Consider the following 24,344-nt stretch of genomic DNA (forward strand, 5'->3'; position numbering starts at 1 on the left):
ACCCATGACCGCCCAGCTCACCCCACGACGCACCCGGCCGTCCCGGCCGGAGCCGGCCGTCACGGCCAGCGTCCCGACGCCCGGCCGCGCCCGGAGACAGGATCACCCGCTGTGGTTCCTCGTGCCCGCGCTCGTGGTCCTCGTCGTCTTCTTCTTCGTCCCGACGCTGTTCAACTTCGTCTACGCGTTCACGAACTGGTCGAGCTTCCACAGCGACATCGCCTTCGTCGGCGGCGACAACTTCGCCGCGCTGTTCCAGAACGGCACCCTGCTCGCCGACCTCCGCACGACGCTGATCTACGCCGTCCTCGTGGCCGTCTTCCAGAACCTCTTCGGCCTCGTGCTCGCCCTGGTGCTCGAGGCGGACACCCGCATCAACCGCATCGCGCGCACCGCGTTCTTCGTGCCGGTCGTGATGTCCGCCCTCGCCGTCGGCTACATCTTCCAGGCCCTGCTCAAGCCAGCGGGCGGGCTCAACGCCATCCTCGGCTTCCTCACCGGACACGAGGTCACGATCGCGTGGCTCGGCAGCACCACCTGGACGCTGCTCGTCGTCGCGATCATCCACGCCTGGAAGTGGATGGGGCTGTCGATGCTCATCTACCTCGCCGGACTCAAGACCATCCCCGGTGACGTCCTGGAGGCCGCACGCATCGACGGTTCCGGCTGGTGGAGCACCTTCCGGTCGATCCGGTTCCCGCTCCTCGCCCCCGCGGTGACGTTCAACGTCGCCACCGCCCTGCTCGGGTCGATGAACGGCTTCGACATCGTCCAGGCCACCACCGCCGGAGGACCCGGCGGGACCACCGAGCTGCTCAACATCTTCATCTTCCGTACCTTCGGCCAGGGCCTGTTCGCGCAGGCCACCACGATGAGCCTGTCGCTGTTCGTGATGGTCACCCTGCTGGCGTTCCCCGTCATCTTCTTCCTGCGCAAGCGAGAGGACGTGCTCTCATGACCGTCACCGACCTGCCGCTGCCTGCCGACCAGCGCCGAGCCACGCAGCCGCAGCCCACCCTCCGCCGCCGTCGTCCGGTCAGCCGCTGGCTGCAGCCCGCCGTGGTCGTGCTGCTCGTCGTCGCACTGCTCGGGGTGCCGTTCTGGATGGTCGTCGTCACCGCCGGCAAGGACCAGGCCGAGGCGCTCGACCCGAACCTGTCCCTGCCGTCGCACTGGCAGCTCCTGGAGAACTTCGGCACGGTCCTCAGCCAGGGTCGTATGGTCCCGGCGTTCCTCGGCAGCATGCTCGTCATGGTGCCGTCCGTCCTCGGCGTCCTCATCCTCGGGTCGATGGCGTCCTGGGTGCTCGCCCGCCGGAAGAGCCGCCTCGTCTCGTTCGTGTACGCACTCGGGATCAGCGGCATCGTCCTCCCGCCCGCGGTCGTCACGATCGTGCTGCTGCTGCGCCAACTCGGCCTCGCGGGCACCGCGATCGGCATGATCGGCGTCTACATGGGCATGTACCTGTCGACGGTCATCTTCTTCGTCACCGGCTTCGTCCGGACCATCCCGGTCGAGCTCGAGGAAGCCGCCAGGGTCGACGGCGCCGGACCCGTGCGCGTCTTCGCCCGGATCATCCTGCCGCTGCTCGGCCCGACCCTCGCGACCGCGACGATCCTCATCTGCCTGTACATCTGGAACGACGTCTTCTACGCGCTGTTCGTCGTCGGTGGCCGACTCGACACCCTGCCGCTGAACCTCTACCAGGTCGCCTCGAGCGGGCTCTACCTGCAGAACTGGCACCTGATCTTCGCCTACATCATCCTGATGAGCCTGCCCCTCCTCGTCACGTTCGTCGTGATGCAGCGGAAGATCATCGCCGGGATCACCAGCGGAGCGGTGAAGTGAGCGTACTCGTCGGCAGGTCGTATCGTGAGGGGACCATGACCCCGCCTCGCCGCGAGAAGCCCGTGACCATCAGCGACGTCGCCCAGCTCGCCGGCGTGTCCGTCCCCACGGTGTCCCGTGTCCTCACCGGGGCGGCCAAGGTCAGCGAAGGCCGTCGCTTGCGCGTCCTCGACGCGATCGCCGAGCTCGGGTACCGCCCGAGCGCCGCAGCGCAGACCCTGGCGTCACGCCGGTCCAACGTCATCGGCATCGTCGCCGGGAACACCTCCCGGTACGGCTACGCCGAGGCCATCCGGGGCGTCGAGGAGTCTGCGCGGGCCGCGGGCTACCTGAGCTTCATCGTCGTCGTGGAGACGGCCGACGAGGCCGATGTCTCGGCCGCCACCGACGCGGTCCTCCGCCAGTCGCCGGCCGGGGTCGTCGTCCTGAAGTTCGACCCGCCCGGGGTGGCGGCGCTCGCGGCACTCCAACCGCACATCCCGGTCGTCGCGCTGTCCGGCGTGCCCGAGAGCGGTGTCCCGCAGGCCGTGCTCGACGAGTCGCACGCCGCCGCTGCACTCACCCGGCACCTGCTCGGGCTCGGGCACCGGACCGTCCACCACGTCCGGGTCCCGCCGTCGGGGAAGGAGGACGGCCGGACCTCCGGGTGGCGCCACGCGCTCACCGAGGCCGGCCTCGACGTGCCTGCCGTCCGGGACGTCTCCTGGGACCCCCGGTCGGCGTACGACGTCGGTGTGGCGATCGCGGCCGAGCCGGCGGTCACGGCGGTCCTCTGCGGCAACGACGAGACGGCCATGGGGCTGATCCGCGGACTCCACGACGCGGGCAAGCGCGTACCGGACGACGTCAGCGTCGCCGGGTTCGACGACCATCCACTCGCGGCGATGTTCCTGCCGTCGCTCACCACCGCACGGCAGGACTTCGCCGAGCTCGGTCGGCACGGCATGGCGCAGCTCGAGGCGCTGCTGACCGGAGCTGCCCCGCTCGCACTCGACACGGTCGACCCGCCGGTGCTCATCCGCGAGAGCACCGGCGCGCCCCACGCGTCGTCCAGCGAGAGCGCCGCTGCACCGCACGTTCCACCGGGGGAGTGACCGGTGCCAGCGTCGGAGCGTCCCACCATCTACGATGTCGCGGCCGTCGCCGGTGTCTCACACCAGACGGTGTCCCGGGTGTTGAACAGCCCGGAGACCGTCCGTCCCACGACCCGGACGAGGGTCCTCGCCGTGATCGGGTACCTGGGGTACGAACGGAGTCCCGAGGCGGTCCGGCTCGGGCAGCGACCCCGGCACTGATCCGCACGTCGACCAGGACGTCGGCGGTCCCGCGTGTCCGACTGCTGCCGGTCTGGGCCGCCCCGCGGTGGTCACGGTGCCGAGTCGTCTCCCGGGGCGCGGATCGCACCCGATCAGGACGTCGAGGGCGACCCCGTCCGCCGCACTGCCCGGACGCTGCGGACCGCATCGGGCCAGTAGGGTTCGGGTGTGGATCCGAACAGCCGCGCCCAGGTGACCGCGTTCGCCGCGTACCTCATCGGCCCGTCCGTCGTTCTCCTCGGTGTCGCCGGGGTCTTCGTCCTCGGCGCCGTACCTGGAGCAGCCATGATCCTCGGTGGCCTGCTGATCGTGTGCACGGGGATGCTCGTCAGCGCACTCGGTGCTGGCCGGCCCGAAGTCCCGCGCGCAGACGAGGCCTGACACCTCGCGACGAAGCGCAGCGACCGTCAACGGAACGCGTCGCGCCAGGGCGACGCCGGGTGCCGTGCCGCCCGCTCCCATCGGGCGCCGGAGCCGGTGACCGCTCGGAGGACGACTCGTCAGTCGGTTCCCCGCGCATCGACCCCGTCCCGGAGCCGATCGATCCTGCTCGGCAGCGCCCCGACCTCGAACTGCCCCTGATCGCTGCCGAGCGAGACGATGTGGAGTTGCGGGTTGATCGACCACAGGTGACGCAACGGCGGCCGCCGCCCGGTGTCCGGCCCGAGTGTCACGTTCGTCAGCGGAGTCTTCTCACCGCTCGGAATCCGCATCTGCCAGCGGTACCGTTCGAAGGTCATCGTCCCCGGCGACACGGTGAGACGACCGTGCCGCCACTTCTCCCCAGGCTGACGGAGGGCAACCTCGATGCGGTCGCCGACGAGACGCCGTCCGATGGCGATCCCCAGCGACAGGAGACCGGCCGCGACGGCGAGGCCGACCACGAGGCCGACGAGGTACGCCCAGAACGGACCGCGCTCGGGCCGACCGGTGACAGCGGGGACGATGAAGAAGACGCAAGCCAGCGCGATGACCATGCTCACGAGCACGGTGATGATCCGGAACGAGTGCTCTCGGAGCGGCTGACGAGGCGGCACGTGCGAGCTCCTTCGGTCCACGGGGCAGCGAGGTCGACGCCCGGAGAGCGCGCGACGCGCAACCTGAACGTACTCGCCCTCGTTCAGCCCTGCTGCGCAGCTGGCTCAGATCTGAGGGATCTGTCATGTTCCGATCGTGTCCGGTGGCTTCCGTGCTCTACCGTCGGTCCCGGGGGCTCGAGGCTCCCGCCGACCCTCCGAGGAGCTCCGATGTCCACGACACCCCCTGGCTGGTACCCCGACCCGTCCGGTCAGCACGGCACCCGCTGGTGGGACGGCGCGCAGTGGACGCAGCAGGTCGGTCCGCCGACGTGGCAGACGTCCCGCCCGCGCATCCCCGACCACGTGCCGACCGACACCGTGTGGGTGTGGATCATGGCGCTGCTGCCGATCGTCTCGTTGCCGGTCTCGCTCCTGTACCAGCCCGAGTTCCGCTACGAGGTCCTCCCGGGTGGCGTCCGGACCGTCGATCCGCGGTCGGTCTACACCGCCGGGTACCTGCTCGTGCAGGCGTTCACCCTCCTGGTCTACGCAGCGACCGTCGTGCTCGCGTACTTCGACCAGCGCGAGCTGAAGCGGCGCGGCGTCGTGCGTCCGTTCCCGTGGGGCTGGGCGTTCCTGCTGTCCCCGATCCTGTACCTGATCGGGCGGTACGTGGTCGTCCGGAAGGTCGCGCCGGGCCGACCCATGTGGCCGCTCTGGATCAACATCGCTCTCGTCGTCATCGGCTTCGTGCTCGGCATCGCCCGGGCCGTCGCACTGTTCCAGCAGATGCTCCCGTAGGCGCAGGCCGTCGCGATCGAGGGTCGCTGACGCGACCGGAGCCGGACGGGAGGCGCGGTGCGGGCCCGCCCCGCGCCTCCCGTCCGGGACGGCGGAGCCGGTGCCCTTCGATCAGTCGAGCAGCTGGACGGTTGCGATGACGGCGAGCACGAACGCGACGCCGGCCGCCGTCGACCGGAGCACGTCGATGCGCTCCCACCGCCGAACGACGTCCCGCCAGTCGCTCGGCGGGGCGTCGGCGTCCCAGTCGTTCACGCCGATGTTGATCGGCACCGTGCCGAGGAACGACGCGAGCAGGAACGCGAGGAGTGCCGCCGCCGACGCGATCCTCCACCCGAGGCCCGGGCCCGCGCCGGCCACGACGAGCACGGCGACCGTGGCCAGGACGGCGGGGAGCATGAGGATCGGCACGACGACCTTGAGCCGCTGCACGAGTGCGATCCGGGCGCGGACGTGCGCGTCGTCCGGGAGCCTCGTGAGCGCGGGTTGCACGCCCCACCGGACGATGAACTCCTCGCCGGCGAGGAGGCCGACGAGGACGAGTTGCGCGGTGAGCAGGACGGTCACGCCAGCAGCTTCGCACGGGCGATGGCCCCGCGGCGTGCCCGTTCGACCCATCGTGTTTCCCGATGGCCAGTGGCGATGATTCGGGCTACCTCCGGCCCGGACCCCTCGCCACGCTGGACCCATGCAGCTCTCCTCCCGCTTCACCACCCGCAACGCCGACCGCTTCCGGTTCGTCAAGGCCCCCGGCGTGGACACCCCGCCCGCCCAGCGCGACCCGGCGGTCATCGAGACGGTCAGCCGCATGCTCTCGGAGATCGAACGCGGCGGGATGGACGCGATCGCCCGGTACGCGAAGGAGCTCGACCGGCAAGACGCTCCGGTGGAGCTCACCACGGCGCAGATCGCGGCGAGCGGGGACCGCCTCGCGCCGGACCTGCGCGAGGCGATCGAACTCGGGTCCGCGCGCACGAAGCAGTTCGCCGCGATGCAGCGCGAGCACCTCGCGGACTTCGAGGCCGAGCTCGTCGACGGACTCGTCGTCGGGCAGCGCTACGTCCCGGTCGGCAGTGTCGGCGCGTACCTGCCGGCCGGGCGCTTCCCCCTCACCGCGAGCGCGTTCATGACGGTCGGCGTGGCGAAGGTCGCCGGTGTCCCCTCGGTCGTCGCCTGCACCCCGCCCCAGCCGGACGGCGGTGCGAACGACGCGGTGACGTACGCGGCGCACCTGTCCGGCGTCGACCGGCTGTTCGTGCTCGGGGGCGTCCAGGCGCTCGCGGCGATGGCGTTCGGCCTCCTCGACACCGACCTCGACCCGGTCGACATGCTCGTCGGGGCGGGGAACGCCTACGTGGCCGAGGCCAAGCGCCAGCTGTTCGGCACGGTCGCCATCGACCTGCTCGCCGGACCGAGCGAGGTCGCGGTCATCGCGGACGACTCGGCCGACGCGGAGATCGTCGCGGCGGACCTCCTCGGGCAGGCCGAGCACGGTCCGAGCTCCCCGGCAGCGCTGGTGACCACGTCCGAGCGGCTCGCCCGCGAGGTCGTCGCGGCGGTCGAGCGGCAGCTCCCCACGCTGTCCACGAACGGGATCTGCGGCCCGGCCTGGCGTGACCACGGCTCGGTCGTGCTCGTGCCGACCCGCGAGGACGCCGTGCTCGTGATGGACGAGTTCGCCCCCGAGCACCTCGAGGTGCAGACGACCGAGGACGACTGGTACCACGACCACCTCACCAACTACGGCTCGCTGTTCCTCGGCCACTGGAGCACGGTCGCGTACTCGGACAAGGGCATGGCGGGGACGAACCACACCCTGCCGACCGCCGGGGGAGCGAAGCACAGCGCCGGACTCTCGGTGTCCCGCTACCTCAAGCCCCTGACGTACCAGCGCATCGCCCGCGAGGCCACCCCGGCGGTCGCGCACGCGGTCGACGTCATCTCGGCGAGCGAGGGCATGAGCGCGCACCGCGCCACCGCCACGATGCGGCTCGACACGTACGCTCCCGTCACCGCGACCACCGACTGACCCATCCCCTCCATCCCCGAACCCCGAGCGCAACGGAGCCAGCGATGACCACCGAGCACCACCCCACCCCGACCGTCCCGCCCGCCCCCGGCCTGAAGCGTGAGCTCAAGGTCGCCGACGCCGCAGCGTTCTCCGTCGGCCTGATCGGACCCGTCGGCGTCATGGCACTCCTCGGCGCCGGTGCCGCGGGCATCCTCGGCCGCGGCGCCACCTGGGCCTTCGTGTTCGCCCTCGTCGCGGTCTCGCTCGTCGCGTACGGGTTCGTGAAGCTCTCCCGCCACATCGCCCACACCGGCTCGGTCTACGCGACGGTCGGCCTGACCCTCGGTGCCCGGGCCGGGTTCGTCGCGGGCTGGGCGTTGTTCTTCGCGTACGTGACCATCGGCGCGGGCTCCGGCATCGAGATCAGCCTGTTCGTCACGCAACTGCTGAACGACGTCGGGATCGCCGTGCAGCCGGACTGGATCTGGATCACGATCGTCGCGTTGGCCGTCGTCGTCCTGCTCGGTCGCCGCGAGGTGCACGTCATCACCCGGTCGCTCCTCTACGCCGAGCTCATCGGCGCGGTGCTCGTCACGATCCTCAACGTCGTGGTGCTCGTGCGCCTCGGGGTCGGTGCGGCACCGGCCGGGCGCCACCTCAGCTGGGCGTTCCTGGAGCTGCCGAGCGGCACCGACGTCAGCCTCATCGCCGGGGCGGCGGTCTTCGGGTTCCTCGCGTTCGCCGGGTTCGAGGGCGCCGCCACCCTCGGCGAGGAGACGAGCAACCCGAAGCGCGACATCCCCAAGGCCCTGAAGATCGCGATCGTCGTCGTCGGTGCGTTCTACCTGCTCTCGATCGTCGCGCAGTCGCTCGGCTACGGCACCTCCGCCGGCGGGGTGAAGCAGTTCGCCGGCTCGGCTGCACCGTACGGCGACCTCGCCCGCACCTACGTCGGCAGCTGGCTCGCCGACCTCCTCACCCTCGCCGCCGTCGTCAGCCTCTTCGCGATCTTCCTCGGCACGCTCTCCGGGGCGTCGCGCGTCCTCTTCGCGCTGTCGCGGGACACCGGGATCGCCCGTCCGATCGCGAAGCTGTCGCCGCAGGGTTCGCCGGTGAACGCGCTGAGCGTCGTCGCCGTGGTCGTGGTCCTGGTCGTGATCGGCGAGCGGCTCACCGGGGCCGCCGTGCTCGACGCCACCTACTGGGCGCTGACGGTCGGGACGATCGCGCTGCTCGTCGCCTACGTCCTCGCGACCGTCGGCGCCGTCCGGTTCCTGTTCTTCTCGGGGCGGACCGACACCCCGAAGTGGCAGATCGTCGTGCCGGTGCTCGCGCTGGCCCTCGTGCTCTACACGATCTACAAGAACGCCGTCGGACTCGAGGCCCCGTACAGCTGGTTCCCGTACATCGTCGCGGCCTGGCTGCTCATCGGGCTCGCGATCACGTTCCGCAGGGGGCTGGTCGGACGGGTCGGCGCGGCGCTGGCAGCGTCGGCGGGGAACGGCCGGGAGGCCCCTCCCGCGGTCGTCGACGGCACCTCGCCCCGGCAGGCCCAGACGCCGCAGCCCGACGAGGACGTGGTCCGGTGACGCGCGTCGCGGCGGTCCAGCTCGCGCCGGTCGTCGGCGACCTCGCCGCGAACGCGGCGACCGTCGGAGCGGCGCTCGCCGCCGTGGCGGACGACGTGGACGTCGTCGTCCTGCCGGAGCTCGCGACCAGCGGTTACGTGTTCCGGGACGCCGCGGAAGCACGCTCCTGCGCCGTCCCCGCGACGGACGCGGCCGTGACCGGTTGGGCGACCACTGCCTCCCGGCTGGCCGGCGGAGCCGGTGGGGTCGTGATCGGTGGCTTCGCCGAACTCGGCGAGGACGACCGCGTGTACAACTCGGCCGCCGTGGTCGATGCGTCCGGGGTCGTCGGCGTGTACCGGAAGGTGCACCTGTGGGACGGCGAGAAGGTCTGCTTCACACCGGGGGACCAGCCACCGCTCGTCGTCGACACGCCGCACGGCCGGATCGGTGTCGCGATCTGCTTCGACATGGAGTTCCCCGAGTGGACGCGGCTCGCGGCCCTCGACGGTGCGGAGCTCCTCGCGGTCCCGACGAACTGGCCGTGGGTCGACCGTCCCGAGGGTGAGCGGGCGCCCGAGGTGCAGATCGCGATGGCCGCGGCGCGGGTGAACCGGATGGCGATCGCGTGCGCGGACCGGTGCGGCACCGAACGGGGTGTCGACTGGAACGAGGGGACCTCGATCGTGGACGCCGACGGGTGGGTGCGCGCCGCGACCGGACCGGGAGCGGGGATGGTCGTCGCCGACCTCGACCTCGCGGGCACGCGGGACAAGACGCTCAGCCCCGTCGCGGACCTCTTCGGGGACCGGCGGCCGGACCTCTACGGTCCGCTGGGCCGTCCGTGACGGGTCTTCCCGGCATTCGGTGACGGGTCGTCTCAGCCCTCGGTGAGGAGCTCGCGGGCCAGGCGGGCGAGCTCCGCCGTGGCGGCCGACAGGACCGAGCCGTCCCGTTCGACGAGCGCGACGGTGTCGAGCACCGGCTCGGCGAACGGCGTCCAGTGCAGCCCGAGGGCCGCGGCCGACACCTCGGCCACCGCGCGGGCGATGAACGTGTCGCCGACGCCGGACGCCACGAGGGCGAGGGCCGTCTCCACCTGCTCGACCTCCACGTGCGGCTCGAGCGTCACCCCGGCCAGGCGGGCGCGCTCCGCGAACTGTCGTCGGGTGGGGTCCTTCCAGCCGTAGTGCGCGTCGTAGAGCACGAGTCGTCGCGCAGCCATCGCCTCGATCGTCATCGGGGCGTCGACGATCGACGGGTCACGGCTGACGAAGACGACCTCGTCGCGGCGCAGCGGTGTCACCCGGAGCCCTTCGGTGTCGATCGGCAGCACGACGAGGCCCGCCTCGAGTCCGCCGGACGCCACCTCGCTCGCGACCTCCACCGAGTTGAGCCCGATCACGCGGAGCCGGACGGCCGGGTGCGCTGCGTGGAACCGGGTGAGGAGCTCGTCGAGCGCGTAGTACTTCGCGTTGCGGAGCAGCCCGAACGACGCCGTCCCACCGACGAGCGAGGTCACGGCCCGGAGCGCGCGGTCCGCGGCGTCGGCCTCGGCGACGATGCGCTCGGCCATCGGCAGCAGCACGGCGCCGGCGTCGGTCAGGGTCAGGCGTCGACGGCCGCGGACGAACAGCGCGGTGTCGTACGCGCCCTCGAGCCGCCGGATGAACTCGGACACCGAGGACTGCGAGCGGAGCAGGGCCTCGGCGGCCGCCGTGAACGACCCGAGGCGAGCCACAGCGATGAACACGCGGAGCTGCACCAGGGTCACGGCGGCAGCCTAGCGACGGGGCGTGCGATCAGCGCAGCCGCAGCCGCAGCAGGACCGAGTCACCGTGCACCGGGTCGACCTCGCGCTCGCCGGTGTCCACGAAGCCGAGCTCGTCGAGCACGCGCAGCGACGCGGTGTTCCACTCCCGGACCGTCGAGGCGAGGTGCGTGTACCCGATCGATGCCGCACGGTCGACGACTGCCCTTGCCGCCTCGGTCGCGTAGCCCCGTCCCCGGTGCTCGCGGAGGAACTCGTACGCCAGCTCGGGCTCGGCCGGGACACCGACGCTGTTCGGCACGAGTCCGCAGTACCCGATCGGTGTCGCGGTGCCGAGCGTCTCGACGACGAGCAGCCCGGGAGCCGGCACGTGTCCGTACGCCCGGAGTCGGTCCTCGAGCTCGGCGACGGTGGGGTGACCGTCCGCCGAGATGCGGCGATGCGCGGGGACTCGGGGATCCCGCTCCTCCCAGAGCCGGCGCTGGAAGCCCGCGTCGGCGACCGTCCAAGGGCGGAGCCGGAGCCGCTCCGTGGACAATCCGTCGTGCGTCACGCGAGCAGCGCCGCCAGCCAGGGCTCGACGAGTTCCGCGACCTGCTCTCGTGTGGGGGCATCGGCAGCGTCGTCGTCGCCCCCGAGCCCACGCAGTCCGACGACGTGCCGGGCGATGGTCAGGCCGAGGATGCTCGCCACGACGACCGTCGCGCGGAGTTCCGCGTCCTCGGCGGCGCTCGCCGCGGCGAGGGCGTCCACTCGCTCCTGCAGGTACGCCCGCATGATCCCCGCGGCCTCCGCTGAGCTCGACATCGAGCGGATGAGTGCCATCGTCGCAGGCGGCAGATCACCCAGACGTGCGTCGAGCACCGCGCGGAGGTGGTCGTCGACCTCGTCCCCGCCGAGCGTGTCGACCGGATGCACCGCGAGCGCGAAGAGGCGGTCCTTCGACCCGTAGTGCTGGAGCACGAGCGACGGGTCGACACCGGCGCGGGCGGCGATGCTGCGGACGGTGGCCGCCGGGCCCCGGTCCGCGAACTCGCCCTGCGCTGCTTCGAGGATCCGCGCGGCCGTGGCGGCCCGGCGGTCCTTCCGGGAGATCGGCTCGGTCACGAGTTCACTCTACAACTGGTGAGCGAGCGTGCTACCGTCCACTCAACAGACGATGAGCGAAACGGAGGGTGCGGTGGGCGAAGAACTGATCGGCATCGAGGAGCACTGGGTCCACGAAGGGATCGACCGCGCGCAGCGTGCGCTGCCGGCGGCGAGGCGCGACGACAGCCTGCTGCTGAACGACCACGGCGACGTCGCGCGACAGCTCGCCGACACCGGCGGCGGGCGACTCGCGGTGATGGACGCGCAGGGGGTCGACGTGCAGGTGCTGTCACTCGCGCCGCCCGGGACGCAGGGCCTCGACGCCGCTGACGCCGTCGTCCTGAGTCGGGAGGCGAACGACGAGGTCGCCGCCACCGTCGCGGCGTCGCCCGGTCGGTTCCGCGCCTTCGCCACCCTGCCGCTCGCCGACCCGCACGCAGCCGCCGCCGAACTCGAGCGTGCCGCGGGTCTCGGTCTGGTCGGGGTGATGCTGCACGGTCGGACGGGTGACGTGCTCATCGACGACCCGCGCTACGACGAGCTCTGGACGGTCGCCGAGCGTCTCGGTCGACCGGTGTTCATCCACCCGCAGATCCCGCCGCGTCCTGTCCGGGACGCGTCCTACTCGGGCCTCGGCGACCTGCCCGACCTCGCGATGGCGACCTTCGGGTGGGGCTGGCACCTCGAGGCCGGGACGGCGGCGCTCCGGCTCATGGCACGCGGCGTGCTCGACCGGCACCCGTCGCTGCAGCTGGTGCTCGGGCACTGGGGTGAGCTGCTGCTCTTCTGGCACGACCGAGCGGACGGGTTGGCGCGCGCCGCGGGGACGGAGCGGTCGATCACGGAGTACCTGCGCGAGAACGTGTGGATCACGGCGTCGGGGATGCTCGACCCCGCGATGCTCCGGCACGCACTGGGTGTGACGGGCCCGGATCGTCTGCTGTTCTCGACGGACCACCCGTTCCAGCAGCCGAGCGCGGCTGCGATCGAGGCGTTCCTGGCGGAGTTCACGAACCCGGAGGAGCGGGTGGCGTTCGCGTCCGGCAACGCCCGCAGGCTGTTCGGGATCGCCGGCTGAGACCTCCGTGACCTCCGGTCCGGACACCGCTGCGGTCGCGGACGCGACCACCGGACGGACGGGAGGCACGGTGCCGGCCCGCACCGCCTCCCCCGCAGGCTCGGTCGGCGCGCCCCGCGCAACGCTCCGCGTTGCCGTTGAGCGGGGCGCGCCCGTCCGTCCTTCGTCGCGTCAGCGACGGTCGGCCGCGGCCCGGGGCCGCTCCGGCTCGACGATGGCGCGGACCGCCTCGGTCGTGATGCGCTCGTCCTCGACGGGCTGCGCCTGGCCGCCGTGGTCGTCAGCCGACATCGTGCGCTCGTCGAACGGTGCCGTGCCGGACAGCACCCGCTCGACCTGCTGCTTGTCGATCTGCCGCGTCCACGTGCCGACGAGGACGGTGGCGACGGCGTTGCCGGTGAAGTTCGTCAGCGCGCGGGCCTCCGACATGAACCGGTCGATGCCGACGATGAGGCCGACGCCGTTGACCAGGTCGGGACGGTGCGCCTGGAGCCCGCCGGCGAGGGTGGCGAGGCCGGCACCGGTCACGCCCGCCGCGCCCTTCGACGCGATGATCATGAAGACGAGCAGCGAGATCTGCTCCGGGATGTTCAGCGGCGTCCCGAGGGCGTTCGCGATGAAGAGCGACGACATGGTCAGGTAGATCGCGGTGCCGTCGAGGTTGAACGAGTACCCGGTCGGGACGGTGACGCCGACGACGGGCTTCGAGACGCCGAGGTGCTCCATCTTCGCGATGAGACGCGGCAGACTGACCTCGCTCGAGGACGTCGAGACGATGAGCAGGTACTCGCGGCCGAGGTACTTCATGAGGCGGAAGATGTTCACGCCCGTGACGACCCGCAGCAGCACCCCGAGGACCCCGACGACGAACACGATGCAGGTGATGTAGAAGGCGACCATCAGGGTGCCGAGGGCGAACAGTGCGGCGACGCCGGTCGCGCCGACCACCGCGGCGATGGCGCCGAACGCGCCGATCGGGGCGGCCCACATGACCATCGCGAGGATGCGGAACACGAGTGCCTGCAGGTGCCGGATGCCGTTCAGGATCGGCGCGCCCTTCTCGCCCATCGCCTGGAGCGCGAACCCGACGAGCAGGGCGACGAACAGGGTCTGCAGGATGCTGCCGCTCGTCAGCGAGGACACGAGCGTCGCGGGGATGATGCCGAGCAGGAAGCCCGACGTCGACGACGCGTTCTCCTCGGTGCCGGCCGGAAGCTCGTACTTCGCGGTCGACATGTCGAGGTGGTCGCCCGGGTGGATCAGGTTGCCCACCACCAGACCGATGGCGAGGGCGAAGGTCGACATCGCGATGAAGTACCCGAGGGCGAGCCCGCCGACCTTGCCGACGGTCGCGGCCTTGGCGATGGAGCCGACGCCGAGGACGATCGTGCAGAAGATGACGGGGGCGATCATCATCTTGATGAGGGCGATGAAGCCGTCCCCGATGGGCTTCAACCCGACCGCGAACGTCGGGGCCGCGAGGCCCACTGCGATGCCCGCGGCCACCGCGGCGATCACCGCGATGTAGAGCCAGTGCGAACGGTCCAGACCACGACGCCGACCGGGGCGCGCGGGGGACGGGTGCGTCGATGCCATGAGACTTCCTTGTCGTCCGGGTTCGGAGCGCCGTCGCTCCGATCGGCCCACCCTGCCCCGCGTCCGGCTCGGGGACGGGGTTGCGTTCATAGCGTTCACGGACGCGGTCGTGCGGTCGGGGCCGCCGGTGCCCGAGAATGGTGTCCCGCGACGAGGCGAGGAGGACCGACGTGGCACCGAGACGGTGGAGCATCGCGCAGCGGCTCTTCGCGCTGCAGCTGCTGTTCGTGGTGGTCGGGGTCGCGATCGGAGGCGCCTGGAGCTGGGCCTCGGCCCGCGCCGACCTCGAGCACGACGCGGCGGAGAAGTGCACGGCCGTCGCGGTGTCGGTCGCCCGGAACCCGTTCGTCGTCGACGAGGCCGGGTCCGCCGACCCTTCGGAGCGCCTCGAGCCGTACGCGCTCGACCTCATGCGCCGGACGCACACCGACTTCATCACGATCATGGCGCCGGACCGCACACGGTGGACGCACCCGGACCGGTCCGAGCTCGGGAAGCCCTTCCAGGGCACGATCGCCCCCGCGCTCGCCGGGAGGACGTTCACGGAGACCTACACGGGGACCCTCGGGCCGTCGGTGCGGGCCGTCACCCCGATCACGGACGACTCCGGCTCGGTGATCGGTCTGGTGTCGGCCGGCGTGACGGTGGCGAACATCTCCGGCGCACTCCTGCCCCGGCTGGGGTCGGTGATCGGCATCGCAGCGGCGGTCGTCGTGGTGTCCGCGCTGTTCTCCTGGTTGCTGAGCCGGTACCTCGGCCGCGTCACGGCGGGTCGGGGGCCCGAGGAGCTCGCGCGGGTGTTCGCGTCCTACGAGGGGGTGCTGCACTCCGTCCACGAGGGGCTCATCGTGGTCGACCGGTCGGGCGCGGTCGTCCTGCACAACGACCGGGCCGCGGAGCTGCTGCACCTGCCCGCCCCGGACGAGCGCCACGACCCGATCCCGCTCGCCGACGTCGACGTCCCCGAGGGGCTCCGCGTGCTGCTGGCCTCGGGTGACCGCGCCGTGGACGAGCGCTACGAGACCGAGGACCGCGTGCTCGTCGTGAGCCAGGAGATGGCGTTCTCCCGGGGCGCGTCGAAGCCACTGGGCACCGTCGCGACGATCCGGGACGAGACCGAGCTGCTGCAGCTGACCGGCGAGCTCACCGCCACCCGGTCGCTCAGCGAGGCGCTCCGGACGCAGACGCACGAGTTCGCGAACCGGCTGCACACGATCGTGGCGCTCGTCGAGCTCGGCCGCACGGAGGAGGCGATCCGCTTCGCCTCGGACGAGATCGACCGCCACACGGAGGGCGGTCGGGCTGAGGACCTCGCTGAGGACCTCGCTGTGGGCCCCGCTGAGGACCTCGCCGAGGACGGCGGGCCCGAGCCGACGGCCGGGTCGGTCGCGCCCGGCGTGAAGCCCGATGCGCAGCCCATCGCGCCGGCGGACGTGGTCGCCGCGGTGCTCGACGGCAAGCGACACCGGGCGCTCCGCCGTGGTGTCGCACTCTCGGTCGACACCGCTGCGCTCCGGGAGTCGGTGCCGGCCCCCGCGCTCGACGTCGTCACGGTCCTCGGGAACCTGGTCGACAACGCCGTGGACGCGGCGGCGGAGAACGCGGGCGACCACCCAGAGGTCGTCGTGACCGTCGCGACGACCCCAGCCGGCGCGCGGTTCACCGTCCGCGACTCCGGACCGGGCATCCCGGACCTCGAGACCGCGTCGGTACGCGGCTGGTCGACGAAGGCCCCCGGCCCGACCGGACGCGGCGTCGGGCTCGGCCTCGTCCAGGACACCCTCGAGCGGCTCGGCGGCACGATCGCGGTCACCACCGGCACGGACGGCAGCACCTTCGTCGTCGACCTCCCGCACCGGGAGGGCGCAGCGTGACCGACGTCGTCCGGGTGCTCGTCGTCGACGACGAGCCGCTCACCGCCGAGGCGCACGCGGCCTACGTCGGGCGGCTCGACGGCTTCGAGGTCGTCGGCACCGTGGGGACCGGGCGCGCGATGCTGGCCGCGGTGTCCGCCGAGGCCCCGGACCTCGTCCTGCTCGACTTCGACCTCCCGGACGCGCACGGCCTGCAGCTCGTCCGGGCGCTGCGCACCGCCGGGTCCGCCGTCGACGTCATCGCCGTCACCGCTGCGAACGACGCCCGGGGCGTGCGGAACGCGATCGCGCTCGGCATCGTGCAGTACCTCGTCAAGCCCTTCAGCTTCCGCACCTTCGCGGAACGGCTCACCACCTACCGGGAGTACCGCCGCGGCTTCGAGGACCGCCGAGCACTCACCCAGGCGGACATCGACCAGCGGCTCGGTTCGCTCCGGCCGACCGCGCCGTCGGAGCTGGAGAAGGGCATCGCGCGGGAGACGCTCGAGTCGATCCGGGCGGCACTGATGGAGGCGACGGCGGGCGCGTCCGCCACGGAGGTCGCCCTCGTGACCAACACCTCCCGCGTCACCGCGCGTCGGTACCTGGAACACCTCGTCGCGGCCGGTCAGGTCGAGAAGGACGTGCGGCACAGCGGCCCGGGGCGGCCCGAGTACGAGTACCGCTGGCTCCGCTGACCGGCGCGCGTCGCATCACCGCCAGGCGGCCAGGTCCCGCTCGAGCGTCTCCCTGGCCCGCGCGAGCAAGCCGCGGACGGTCGACACCGGCAGACCGAGCTCGTCGGCGACCTCGAGGTAGGACCGCCCGTCGAGGTGCCGGAGCTCCCAGCACCGCCGTTGCGGCCAGGGCATCGTCGCCAGCACGGCCTCCGCGGCCCGGACGAGCGAGGCGCGTTCGGCGACGTCCGGCGGCGCGAGGTCGACCGGGGCAGCGAAGGAGTCGTCGAGTTCGTCGAAGAGCTGCCGAGCACGCCCGCGGAGGCGGTCGACCGCGCGTCGACGGGCCGTCGTCACGAGCCACCCGCCGATCGCGGCGGGGTCGTCGATCGTGTCGAGGTGGGTCCATGCGGCGAGGAAGGTCTCCTGCACCACGTCGTCCGCCTCGACGGTGGAGCGGAGGACGCGCATCGCGGTGGCGTGCACGAGACGGGTGTGGTCGCGCACCATCGGCGCGAAGGTCGTCGCGGCGGGGGCGACGGGGGCGGGCATGAGCACGGTGCGGTCCGATCCTCGGGTGGATGCGTGAGGACCATTCGGACGCGCGGCGCTGGCGGACGGGGGCTGCGGATACCCCAGACCAGAGGGCAGAATGCGCGTTCTCTGCTTCCCGGTGGGACGGCGGCGAGCGGGACCGTCGGGCGGCCGCGAGCGGGACCGTCGGGCGGCGGCCCGGCATCGGTCAGAAGTGCGTCGACCCCCGGAGTCGCCGCGGACGCCCGTCCGGGTCCGCGGCGAGCCGCGCGAGCGGGGCCGCCCACAGGCGCTGCCACGCCGACACCGGCTCGGGGACGTGCTGCCGGACACGACCGGGCGGCCGGGGTCCCGGTTCGCCGTCCTCGTGCCAGTGGTCGAGCGCCCGCGCGGACGCCTTCCACAGCGCGAGCAGGTCGGCGCCGGTGCCGAGGAGCCTCGGGTCGTCCGGCGTGGTCGCGAGGTGCTCGGCCCACAGTTCCAGCCTGAGGTCGCGCGCGGTCGAGCCTCCGACCACCGCGCACGTCAGTTCGCTGTCGGACGTCCAGGATCGGCGGTTGAAGTTGTCCGAGCCGATGGTGAACCACTCGTCGTCGACGATGCAGACCTTCGCGTGGATGTAGATCGGTCGACCGGACTCGTGCTCCAGGTCGAACACGCCCACGCGGTCCGGAGCTGTCCGCTGCAACTCCCGGATCGCGTCGATCTGCCCGAGCCGCGCAGGCGGACCACCGAGCGCGCCGTCGGAGTTCGGGTAGCGGGGGACGAGCACGACCACCCGGAGCTCGCGGTTCCGTTCGAGGGCTTCGGCGATGCCGGACGCCACCTCGCGTGACCACAGGTACTGGTCCTCGATGCTGATGAGGGAGCGCGCGTTCCGGAAGGCCTTGCCGTACGCCCGTGCCACGCTCCGTTCCCCGTGCGGCGCGAACGGGAATGGCGGCCGCTTCACCCCGTACGTGCGCAGCAGCTGGACGGCGTGGTCGCCGGCCGGGGGCGGGGGCGGTGTCCGCTCGGGCAGCGGTTCCGGGTGCCGCGGCATCCGGGTGAGTCGCTGCAGGAGCATCCGGTAGGGCAGGCTGCGGTCGAGCGGGTGCGGGTCGTCCCACCGCTCGGCGAACACGGCGAGGACGTCCGCGACGACGGGCCCGCGGAGTTCCATCGAGGCGTCGTGCCAGGCGGGGCGGTCACCGTAACGGGCGTCGATCGCGACGTGCTGGGGATCGCCCTCGTGCGCGGCGTCGTCCCGGCGGCTGTGGCACAGGTCGATCCCGCCGACGAACGCGACGTCCGCTGCCGGGTCGTCGTGGTGCTGGATGACGAAGAACTTCTGGTGGTGCGAGCCGAAGACGCGCACACGCTGGTCGAGGAGGACCTCACCACCGGCCTCGTTGACCTTCCGTCCGAGCAGTTCGTTCGACCGGGCGCTGAGGGACGCCGAGACCCGTTCACCGTGCGATCGCCAGATGAGTCCGCGGACCTCGACCCCGGCGCGTGCGCGATCGGCCAGCAGGTCACCGATGGTCGGGCCGTCCGGGAGCAACCGTTCGTCCGCGTCGCCTCGCCAGTCCGTGAACCACACGCGGTCACCTGCCCCGAGCGCGGACAGCTCGGCGTGCAGTCGCGCGAAGTACGGCGCTCCGTGCACGAGCGGGATGACGGCGTTGCCCTCGGACCACGCGCCGCCGCCGCCTCCGGCGTCGGAGTGCACATCGGTGGCGGTGTTCCCGCGTTCGTCGCGGGCCAGGAACCAGTGACGCGGATCGGTGGGCACGTCCGCAGACTACGGCGCGGGACGCGGGAGTGGCCGGGGCGTCCCCCGGCGTTGCCGGATCGGACCGGACCGCTCACCGGATCAGGGGTGGCAGACGGCACGGGCGTCGGACGGGAGGCCCGTGGCGGCGCCGCCACGGGCCTCCCGGCCGTCAGGCGCTCGCGTCGGCCGTCGCGGCGTCCTCGACCAGGCGGACCGTCACCGTGACGAGGTCGGCGCCGCCCTCGACCCACTGGTCGACGAGCCCGCGCACGCGCTCGCCGACCTCGCGGACGGTGTCCGGGGCCGGGCGGTCCCCCGAGACGGCGATGCCGGCTGCGACGCGCACGGCGGCGCCGTGCCGGTCGATGTCGACGAGCACGTCGGGCTCCCGGAGCGCGAGGGCCGTCGCGACCACCTCGGCCGCCGCGTGCACGAGGGGCCAAGGCGGGTACACGGCGAGCACGCCGGGGACCCCGCGGATCGCGGCGGTGAGCTCGCTCGACAGTGCTGCATCGTCCACGGTGGGCTCCTCAGGGCAGGACGACGTCGTCGAAGCGGACGTCGATCGACGCGATCGTGAGTTCGGTGTGGTGGGCGAGCGCGGCGGCGACGGCGTCGCGCAGCCGGTCGGCGGTCTCCTCGGCGGACGCCCCGTAGAGCAAGCTCGCGGTCACTGCGACCCGGACGGGTGCGCCGGGCACGTCCACGTCGCCGTCGAGTTCGCAGCGTCCCATCACGACCTCACGGAGGGCGTCCCCGGCACGCCGGACGACGCCGCGCACCGCGGCTTCGGTCATCGCGAGCCGCAGCCGCGGGTCCGGGTGCGCGACGGGGACGTCGCGTCCCGACCGGACCTCGGATCGGATGGTGTCCAGCAGGCGGTCGATCCAGGCGGTCTCGCGACCCGCTTCGTCGTCCGCGCGCCGTTGCAGTGCGCCGAACGACAGCTCGCGGAGCCGCTGCATGTTCGCCAGGGCCAGCCGGCACCCCGGCGAGGACTCGATGGATGCGTCGAGGGGTTCGCGGCCGCGGTCGAGGTAGTCGGCGAGCTCTTCGATGGTGTGCCCGTCGAGGTCGTCGTCGGGCACCGGGAGGTCGTGGTCGGTCATCGCCATCCCTCCATCTCGGCGGCGAGGAACCGTCGTGCTCGTGCGAGGAGTCCGCGGACGGTGGACGTGGACAGCTCGAGTTCGTCGGCGATCTGCTGGTAGCTGTACCCGGCCGTCTCACGGAGGAGCCAGCACCGGCGCTGGTCGGCGGGGAGCCGGTCGAGTGCCGTCAGCAGGGCGTCGAACTGCAGCCTGTTCTCGACGATACGCTCCGGGCTGCGTGCCGCGTCGACCGGGGCCTCGACCTCGCCGAGTTCCTCGTGGTGCCGACGGCGGCGGAGGCGGTCCAGCGCCTTCCTCGTGGTGATCTGCAGCATCCAGGAGCGGAACCGCGCCGGGTCCTCGAGGTCGGACAGCTTGCGCCAGCCGGTGAGGAAGGCCTCCTGCACGACGTCGTCTGACTCGAGGGTCGACCCGAGGACCTGCTCGGCGTACACCCGCATCAGGGCACCGTGTCGACGGGCGAGCACCTCGAACGCCAGCACGTCGCCGTCCGACGCCCGTACCACGAGCGTGGCGTCGGAACCGCGCTGCAGGGGATCCTCGTCGCCCATCCCCGCCTTCCGGTCCACAGTCGGTCCCGACCGGTCGATCGGAACTCCGAGCATGCACCACGGGGCCGCGACGTGCCCGGGGATCGCTCGTGGCGGCGGTTTCGTGACATCCGCCCTCCCACGGACGTCTACCCGTACGACATGCACCACGACGCCACACCCGAGGCCCACGAGCCGGCCAGTACCCACGAGTCCCCGAGCACGCCCTCGTCGTTCGACCCCCAGGGCCCCGTCCGCGACCTCTGCATGAGCGTCTTCGACCGGTGGCGCTGCGGCCGGGAGGACGGGCACGCGGGGCTCCACTCCACCGGCGACGACGGGCTGACGGCGTCGTGGAACGACACGGCGGCCGGTCGCCGGCTGCGCTGGCGCTGACGGCTGACCGCTGGCCGCTGACCGCTGCGTGCTCTCGCCTCCTACCACCGAGGTCGCGTCGGCGCGCAGCCGCGACCGGGGTACGTCGCAGATGCGCGGTTTCCGGTCACACCGCGTCACGACGCGGCCGGTTCCCGAAGAGTGGTCCCGCGGCGGTACGGATCGGGGGACAAGAACCGGCCTCGAACGGCTCTTGTCTGGGAAGCCGATGGAGGATCTCGGTCCGGCGTGACCACCGTCTGGGGAGGCCCGTCTCATCCGTGAACAGCAACCGCTGGGAACGCCCGGCGGGACGAACGGAAGGAAACGACATGGCTGACACCACGACCACCACCCCCACCCTCGCTGCGAACCGCGCGGCCGGTACCCACGCCGCGGGCTCGAACCCGACCGGCAAGACCACGATCGACGACACCGTCGTCGAGAAGGTCGCCGGCATCGCCGCTCGTGAGGTCAACGGCGTGCACTCGCTCGGCAAGGGCGCCGCCCGTGCGATCGGCGCGATCCGCGACGCGATCGGCCAGCGTGACTTCGGTCAGGGCGTCAAGGTCGAGGTCGGCGAGAAGCAGGTCGCCGCGGACATCGTGATCGTGGCCGAGTACCCCGTGTCGCTGCAGCAGGTCGCCGACGGCGTGCGGTCGTCGGTCTCCCGCGCGCTGACCCAGATCGTCGGCATGGAGGTCGCCGAGGTCAACGTGACCGTCCAGGACGTCTACATCCCGGGCGACGACGACGACAACGACGACAAGAAGGAGTCGCGCGTTGAGTAACACGTTCGCAGGCGCCCTCATCGGGGCGATCCTGGCCGTCGTCGCACTGCAGTTCGGGTTCGGTGGCTTCGTGCTGGTGATCGTGTTCGGCGCGATCGGTGCCCTCGTGGCGGCGCTCACGTCGGGCAAGATCGACCGCGGTGCCCTGACCGACGTGCTGACCGGACGCCGGAGCTCCCGGTGACCGGCGGCCCGGGTGTGCCGGGCCGCGTGGAGATCTCCGCTCGTGCGTTGAACTCGCTGGCGCGGGCCGTCGCAGCCGAACGGCTCGGCGCGCCCGCCCGGCGGGTCCGCGTGGAGCTCGGTGACCACGCGGGCGGCATCGCACTGCAGGTCACCGGTCCCATCCGCGCACGCGACGACGTCGTCGGATCGGCCGTCGCCGCTGCCGAACGCGTCCGTGAACGGGTCGGCGAGCTGTCCGGCCGGCGGGTCGGCAGCGCCCACATCGAACTCACCGGCATCGTGCACGAGCACGACGGCCGGGTCCGCTAGGAGGAACCCATGAGCACCGCCTCGCTCGAACGGCGCATCCAGCGTCGGAGCATCCACCGTTCCCGGTCCGGCGCCGTGTCGGTGTCCCTGGTCGTCCTCGCGCTCGTGGCGGCGTGGGTCGGTACGGAGTCGGTCCTGAAGGCCGTCGGTGCGGCCCCGCTGCTGGCGGACCCGCAGACGGTCGTCGACGCGGCCCTGAAGCCCGATGCGGCGTTCACGACGATCGTCGAGGTCGTCGCCGTGGTGCTCGTGGTCCTCGGGATCGTGCTGATCGTCCTGGCCCTCAAGCCCGGCCGGCAGCACCGTTCCGCGGTCGAGCACGACCGGGGCGCCGTCGTCATCGACACCCGCATCCTCGCGTCCACCGCCGCGAACGCGGCCGGACTGGCCGCCGGCGTCCCCGAGGACAACACCTCCGCGACCGCGCGCGGCCGGAGCACTGAGGTCCGCGTCGTGCCCGTCACCGGGATCCCGGTCGACGAGCAGCGTATCCGGTCCGCGGTGGAGGAACGCCTCGGTCGGCTCGACGGCCGGTTCGGTAAGCGGGTGACGGTCCGTGTGGACGAGAAGGGAACGTTGGCATGACCCGGAGCAACCGCACCCTGAACCGCATCATCCTGCTCGTGTTGGGCCTCGTCGCCGTCATCGTCGGCCTGACCATCGGCGCCGGCGTCCTGCCTCCGGTGCGTGACGCCCTCAACCCGTACGTCACGTTCCCCTCCAGCCTCACCGTTCCTGCGGCGTCGCTGTGGATCGTCGTCGCCGCTTGCGTCGTGGTGATCGTGCTGGCACTGCTGTGGGTGTTCACTCGCGGCCGTGGCGGCACCAGCGTCGCCGTCCGGGAACGCAACGGTGAGGACCAGGTCACGATCAACGTCGCGCTCGTGCGGGACGTCATCGACCACGAACTCGCCGGCGTCCGCGACGTCGTCGGCTCCAAGGTCGACACGTACCTCGTCAAGCGGCAGCGTGCCGCACGGATCCGGGTGAACGTGCGCCGTGGCGGTGACGCGGTCACCGTCCTCGACGCCGTCGACCACGCGATCGGCGTGCTGGACCGCACCCTCGGCCGGCAGGTCCCGGTGCTGGTCCACCTCACCGGCGGCACCCGCGCCGCCCTCGCCAAACCCACCCGCGTGCAGTAGCCCCAAGCACCCACCACACGCAACCAGACCCCGGGAGGCGCACCGCGCCTCCCGGCCGGTCCGGCGTGCTCCCCACCCGATCAACCCCGACGGCAGGACGCAGCAGCGTCCTGCCGTGCTTCATGAGGAGACCCCCATGGCCAAGCAACACCCCGTCAGTGCGTCCACCTCCGAGCAGCGCCGAGAGGACGCGGCCACCTGGTCGCCGCTCGCGCGCTACGCGTCCGAGTTCTTCGGCACCTTCCTGCTCGTGCTCGGCGGTGTCGGCACCGCCCTCTTCGCCGCCAACGTCCCGAGCGCGACCGACAACCAGCAGGGCGTCGGCTACCTCGGCGTCGCGCTCGCGTTCGGCCTCACCCTCGTCGCGGGCATCTCCGCCGTCGGGCACATCTCCGGTGGGCACTTCAACCCGGCCGTGACGCTCGGGCTCCTCGCCGCCGGTCGCACGGACGCCAAGCACGTCGCCGGGTACATCGTGTCCCAGGTCGTCGGCGGTCTCGTCGCCACGAGCATCATCGCGGCGGTCCTCAGCGGCAAGCCCGGTGCCTTCGCTGCAGCCCGCGAGGGCGGCTTCGCCTCGAACGGCTACGGGGACGCCAGCCCGAGCGGGTTCGGTCTCGGCTCGGTGTTCCTGACCGAGGCGGTCCTGACCGGTGTGTTCATCGCGGTGATCCTCTCGATCACCGCGAAGAAGGAGTACCAGGCCGTCGCGCCGCTCGGGATCGGGCTGACGCTCACCCTGATCCACCTCGTGAGCATCCCGGTGAGCAACACCTCGGTGAACCCGGCGCGATCCATCGCCGCGGCCGTCTACGGCGGGGCCACTCCGCTCGCGCAGCTCTGGGTCTTCATCGTCGCGCCGATCCTCGGAGGGGTCGTCGCCGGACTGGTCGTCCGGGTCGCCGGCCGGAAGCGTCTGACCAGCTGACGGGACGCCTGGTGCGGCGACGCTGCGCACCAGCCGCGTGAGGGACTGCAC

Annotated in this window: 30 protein-coding genes; 19 read left to right on the plus strand and 11 right to left on the minus strand. The window is 72.1% G+C overall.

Features of this window, described 5'->3' with window-relative positions; translation table 11 throughout:
* The 5 genes from ACSW7Y_RS01745 to ACSW7Y_RS01765 form a co-directional block, all read left to right on the plus strand.
* The coding region (locus ACSW7Y_RS01745; RefSeq protein WP_438124632.1) for a carbohydrate ABC transporter permease at nt 1–958 on the plus strand (958 nt) is incomplete at its 5' end.
* A complete protein-coding gene (locus tag ACSW7Y_RS01750; protein WP_438124633.1) occupies nt 955–1,848 on the plus strand; it encodes a carbohydrate ABC transporter permease in 894 nt (297 codons plus the stop codon). The genes ACSW7Y_RS01745 and ACSW7Y_RS01750, both read left to right, overlap by 4 nt.
* A 35-nt stretch (nt 1,849–1,883) precedes the next feature.
* Nucleotides 1,884–2,942 carry a LacI family DNA-binding transcriptional regulator gene (locus ACSW7Y_RS01755; protein ID WP_438124634.1) on the plus strand — a complete coding sequence of 353 codons (1,059 nt, stop codon included), beginning with the start codon at nt 1,884–1,886 and terminating at the stop codon, nt 2,940–2,942.
* 3 nt (nt 2,943–2,945) lie between these two features.
* Entirely contained in the window at nt 2,946–3,143 is a 198-nt protein-coding gene (locus tag ACSW7Y_RS01760; RefSeq protein ID WP_438124635.1) for a LacI family DNA-binding transcriptional regulator, read from the plus strand.
* Between the two features lie 189 nt (nt 3,144–3,332).
* Nucleotides 3,333–3,545, plus strand: coding sequence for a hypothetical protein (locus tag ACSW7Y_RS01765; protein ID WP_438124636.1), 213 nt, complete (start codon nt 3,333–3,335; stop codon nt 3,543–3,545).
* Between the two features lie 119 nt (nt 3,546–3,664).
* Here ACSW7Y_RS01765 and ACSW7Y_RS01770 read toward each other — a convergent pair whose 3' ends face one another.
* Complete coding sequence (locus ACSW7Y_RS01770) at nt 3,665–4,201, minus strand: hypothetical protein (RefSeq protein WP_438124637.1); 537 nt, start codon at nt 4,199–4,201, stop codon at nt 3,665–3,667.
* Nucleotides 4,202–4,411: 210 nt separating this feature from the next.
* On the opposite strand from ACSW7Y_RS01770, the gene ACSW7Y_RS01775 reads away from it, so the two are divergent.
* Nucleotides 4,412–4,984, plus strand: coding sequence for a DUF2510 domain-containing protein (locus ACSW7Y_RS01775; RefSeq protein WP_438124638.1), 573 nt, complete (start codon nt 4,412–4,414; stop codon nt 4,982–4,984).
* A gap of 111 nt (nt 4,985–5,095) precedes the next feature.
* Here ACSW7Y_RS01775 and ACSW7Y_RS01780 read toward each other — a convergent pair whose 3' ends face one another.
* Nucleotides 5,096–5,551: an anthrone oxygenase family protein gene (locus ACSW7Y_RS01780; RefSeq protein ID WP_438124639.1), complete on the minus strand. Its 456-nt coding sequence runs from the start codon at nt 5,549–5,551 to the stop codon at nt 5,096–5,098.
* A gap of 121 nt (nt 5,552–5,672) precedes the next feature.
* Here ACSW7Y_RS01780 and hisD point away from each other — a divergent pair, with 121 nt between their 5' ends.
* Genes hisD through ACSW7Y_RS01795 form a run of 3 tightly spaced genes read left to right on the plus strand, consistent with a single transcriptional unit; the run spans nt 5,673 to nt 9,411 of the window.
* Nucleotides 5,673–7,013, plus strand: a complete 1,341-nt coding sequence (gene hisD / locus ACSW7Y_RS01785) for a histidinol dehydrogenase (RefSeq protein ID WP_438124640.1) — start codon at nt 5,673–5,675, stop codon at nt 7,011–7,013.
* Between the two features lie 44 nt (nt 7,014–7,057).
* Nucleotides 7,058–8,584 carry an APC family permease gene (locus tag ACSW7Y_RS01790; RefSeq protein ID WP_438124641.1) on the plus strand — a complete coding sequence of 509 codons (1,527 nt, stop codon included), beginning with the start codon at nt 7,058–7,060 and terminating at the stop codon, nt 8,582–8,584.
* Nucleotides 8,581–9,411, plus strand: coding sequence for a nitrilase-related carbon-nitrogen hydrolase (locus tag ACSW7Y_RS01795; protein WP_438124642.1), 831 nt, complete (start codon nt 8,581–8,583; stop codon nt 9,409–9,411). The genes ACSW7Y_RS01790 and ACSW7Y_RS01795 overlap by 4 nt, the downstream gene beginning before the upstream one ends.
* A 32-nt stretch (nt 9,412–9,443) precedes the next feature.
* Here the strand turns inward: ACSW7Y_RS01795 and ACSW7Y_RS01800 are convergent, their stop codons facing one another.
* The 3 genes from ACSW7Y_RS01800 to ACSW7Y_RS01810 are packed head-to-tail and all read right to left on the minus strand — an operon-like array spanning nt 9,444 to nt 11,441.
* Nucleotides 9,444–10,337 (minus strand): LysR family transcriptional regulator, encoded by an 894-nt coding sequence (locus ACSW7Y_RS01800; RefSeq protein ID WP_438124643.1) that lies wholly within the window; start codon nt 10,335–10,337, stop codon nt 9,444–9,446.
* 28 nt (nt 10,338–10,365) lie between these two features.
* Complete coding sequence (locus ACSW7Y_RS01805; protein WP_438124644.1) at nt 10,366–10,887, minus strand: GNAT family N-acetyltransferase; 522 nt, start codon at nt 10,885–10,887, stop codon at nt 10,366–10,368.
* Nucleotides 10,884–11,441: a TetR family transcriptional regulator gene (locus ACSW7Y_RS01810; RefSeq protein WP_438124645.1), complete on the minus strand. Its 558-nt coding sequence runs from the start codon at nt 11,439–11,441 to the stop codon at nt 10,884–10,886. Before ACSW7Y_RS01810 ends, ACSW7Y_RS01805 begins: the two co-directional genes overlap by 4 nt.
* Nucleotides 11,442–11,493: 52 nt before the next feature.
* Here ACSW7Y_RS01810 and ACSW7Y_RS01815 point away from each other — a divergent pair, with 52 nt between their 5' ends.
* Nucleotides 11,494–12,501, plus strand: a complete 1,008-nt coding sequence (locus ACSW7Y_RS01815) for an amidohydrolase family protein (protein ID WP_438124646.1) — start codon at nt 11,494–11,496, stop codon at nt 12,499–12,501.
* A gap of 171 nt (nt 12,502–12,672) precedes the next feature.
* Here the strand turns inward: ACSW7Y_RS01815 and ACSW7Y_RS01820 are convergent, their stop codons facing one another.
* Nucleotides 12,673–14,097, minus strand: coding sequence for a cation:dicarboxylate symporter family transporter (locus ACSW7Y_RS01820; RefSeq protein ID WP_438124647.1), 1,425 nt, complete (start codon nt 14,095–14,097; stop codon nt 12,673–12,675).
* 170 nt (nt 14,098–14,267) lie between these two features.
* Between ACSW7Y_RS01820 and ACSW7Y_RS01825 the strand changes: the two genes are divergently transcribed.
* Both ACSW7Y_RS01825 and ACSW7Y_RS01830 read left to right on the plus strand, forming a co-directional pair.
* Nucleotides 14,268–15,971 carry a sensor histidine kinase gene (locus ACSW7Y_RS01825; RefSeq protein WP_438124648.1) on the plus strand — a complete coding sequence of 568 codons (1,704 nt, stop codon included), beginning with the start codon at nt 14,268–14,270 and terminating at the stop codon, nt 15,969–15,971.
* Nucleotides 15,968–16,648: a response regulator gene (locus ACSW7Y_RS01830; RefSeq protein WP_438124649.1), complete on the plus strand. Its 681-nt coding sequence runs from the start codon at nt 15,968–15,970 to the stop codon at nt 16,646–16,648. The genes ACSW7Y_RS01825 and ACSW7Y_RS01830 overlap by 4 nt, the downstream gene beginning before the upstream one ends.
* Before the next feature lie 15 nt (nt 16,649–16,663).
* On the opposite strand, the gene ACSW7Y_RS01835 is transcribed toward ACSW7Y_RS01830, so the two are convergent.
* From ACSW7Y_RS01835 to ACSW7Y_RS01855, 5 genes are all read right to left on the minus strand, one after another.
* Nucleotides 16,664–17,179: an RNA polymerase sigma factor gene (locus ACSW7Y_RS01835; RefSeq protein WP_438124650.1), complete on the minus strand. Its 516-nt coding sequence runs from the start codon at nt 17,177–17,179 to the stop codon at nt 16,664–16,666.
* Nucleotides 17,180–17,369: 190 nt separating this feature from the next.
* Nucleotides 17,370–18,935: a phospholipase D family protein gene (locus ACSW7Y_RS01840; RefSeq protein WP_438124651.1), complete on the minus strand. Its 1,566-nt coding sequence runs from the start codon at nt 18,933–18,935 to the stop codon at nt 17,370–17,372.
* A 151-nt stretch (nt 18,936–19,086) separates the two neighbouring features.
* On the minus strand, nt 19,087–19,437 hold the full coding sequence (locus ACSW7Y_RS01845) for a hypothetical protein (protein ID WP_438124652.1): 351 nt from the start codon (nt 19,435–19,437) through the stop codon (nt 19,087–19,089).
* Nucleotides 19,438–19,447: 10 nt separating this feature from the next.
* Nucleotides 19,448–20,026, minus strand: a complete 579-nt coding sequence (locus tag ACSW7Y_RS01850) for a hypothetical protein (protein ID WP_438124653.1) — start codon at nt 20,024–20,026, stop codon at nt 19,448–19,450.
* Entirely contained in the window at nt 20,023–20,580 is a 558-nt protein-coding gene (locus ACSW7Y_RS01855; RefSeq protein WP_438124654.1) for an RNA polymerase sigma factor, read from the minus strand. Before ACSW7Y_RS01855 ends, ACSW7Y_RS01850 begins: the two co-directional genes overlap by 4 nt.
* Before the next feature lie 141 nt (nt 20,581–20,721).
* Here ACSW7Y_RS01855 and ACSW7Y_RS01860 point away from each other — a divergent pair, with 141 nt between their 5' ends.
* From ACSW7Y_RS01860 to aqpZ, 7 genes are all read left to right on the plus strand, one after another.
* Nucleotides 20,722–20,955, plus strand: a complete 234-nt coding sequence (locus ACSW7Y_RS01860) for a hypothetical protein (protein ID WP_438124655.1) — start codon at nt 20,722–20,724, stop codon at nt 20,953–20,955.
* A 311-nt stretch (nt 20,956–21,266) separates the two neighbouring features.
* Nucleotides 21,267–21,725, plus strand: coding sequence for an Asp23/Gls24 family envelope stress response protein (locus ACSW7Y_RS01865; RefSeq protein ID WP_438124656.1), 459 nt, complete (start codon nt 21,267–21,269; stop codon nt 21,723–21,725).
* Nucleotides 21,718–21,909, plus strand: coding sequence for a hypothetical protein (locus ACSW7Y_RS01870; protein WP_438124657.1), 192 nt, complete (start codon nt 21,718–21,720; stop codon nt 21,907–21,909). The genes ACSW7Y_RS01865 and ACSW7Y_RS01870 overlap by 8 nt, the downstream gene beginning before the upstream one ends.
* 47 nt (nt 21,910–21,956) lie before the next feature.
* The gene (locus ACSW7Y_RS01875) at nt 21,957–22,220 is read left to right on the plus strand and encodes a hypothetical protein (protein WP_438124658.1); all 264 of its coding nucleotides are present in this window, start codon (nt 21,957–21,959) and stop codon (nt 22,218–22,220) included.
* A 9-nt stretch (nt 22,221–22,229) separates the two neighbouring features.
* The gene (locus ACSW7Y_RS01880; protein ID WP_438124659.1) at nt 22,230–22,805 is read left to right on the plus strand and encodes a DUF6286 domain-containing protein; all 576 of its coding nucleotides are present in this window, start codon (nt 22,230–22,232) and stop codon (nt 22,803–22,805) included.
* A complete protein-coding gene (locus ACSW7Y_RS01885; protein ID WP_438124660.1) occupies nt 22,802–23,365 on the plus strand; it encodes a hypothetical protein in 564 nt (187 codons plus the stop codon). Before ACSW7Y_RS01880 ends, ACSW7Y_RS01885 begins: the two co-directional genes overlap by 4 nt.
* A 136-nt stretch (nt 23,366–23,501) precedes the next feature.
* Nucleotides 23,502–24,293, plus strand: a complete 792-nt coding sequence (gene aqpZ / locus ACSW7Y_RS01890; protein WP_438124661.1) for an aquaporin Z — start codon at nt 23,502–23,504, stop codon at nt 24,291–24,293.
* Nucleotides 24,294–24,344: the final 51 nt, after the last annotated feature.

Source organism: Curtobacterium flaccumfaciens (assembly GCF_051548005.1).
In the GTDB taxonomy this organism is placed as follows: Bacteria; Actinomycetota; Actinomycetes; order Actinomycetales; family Microbacteriaceae; genus Curtobacterium.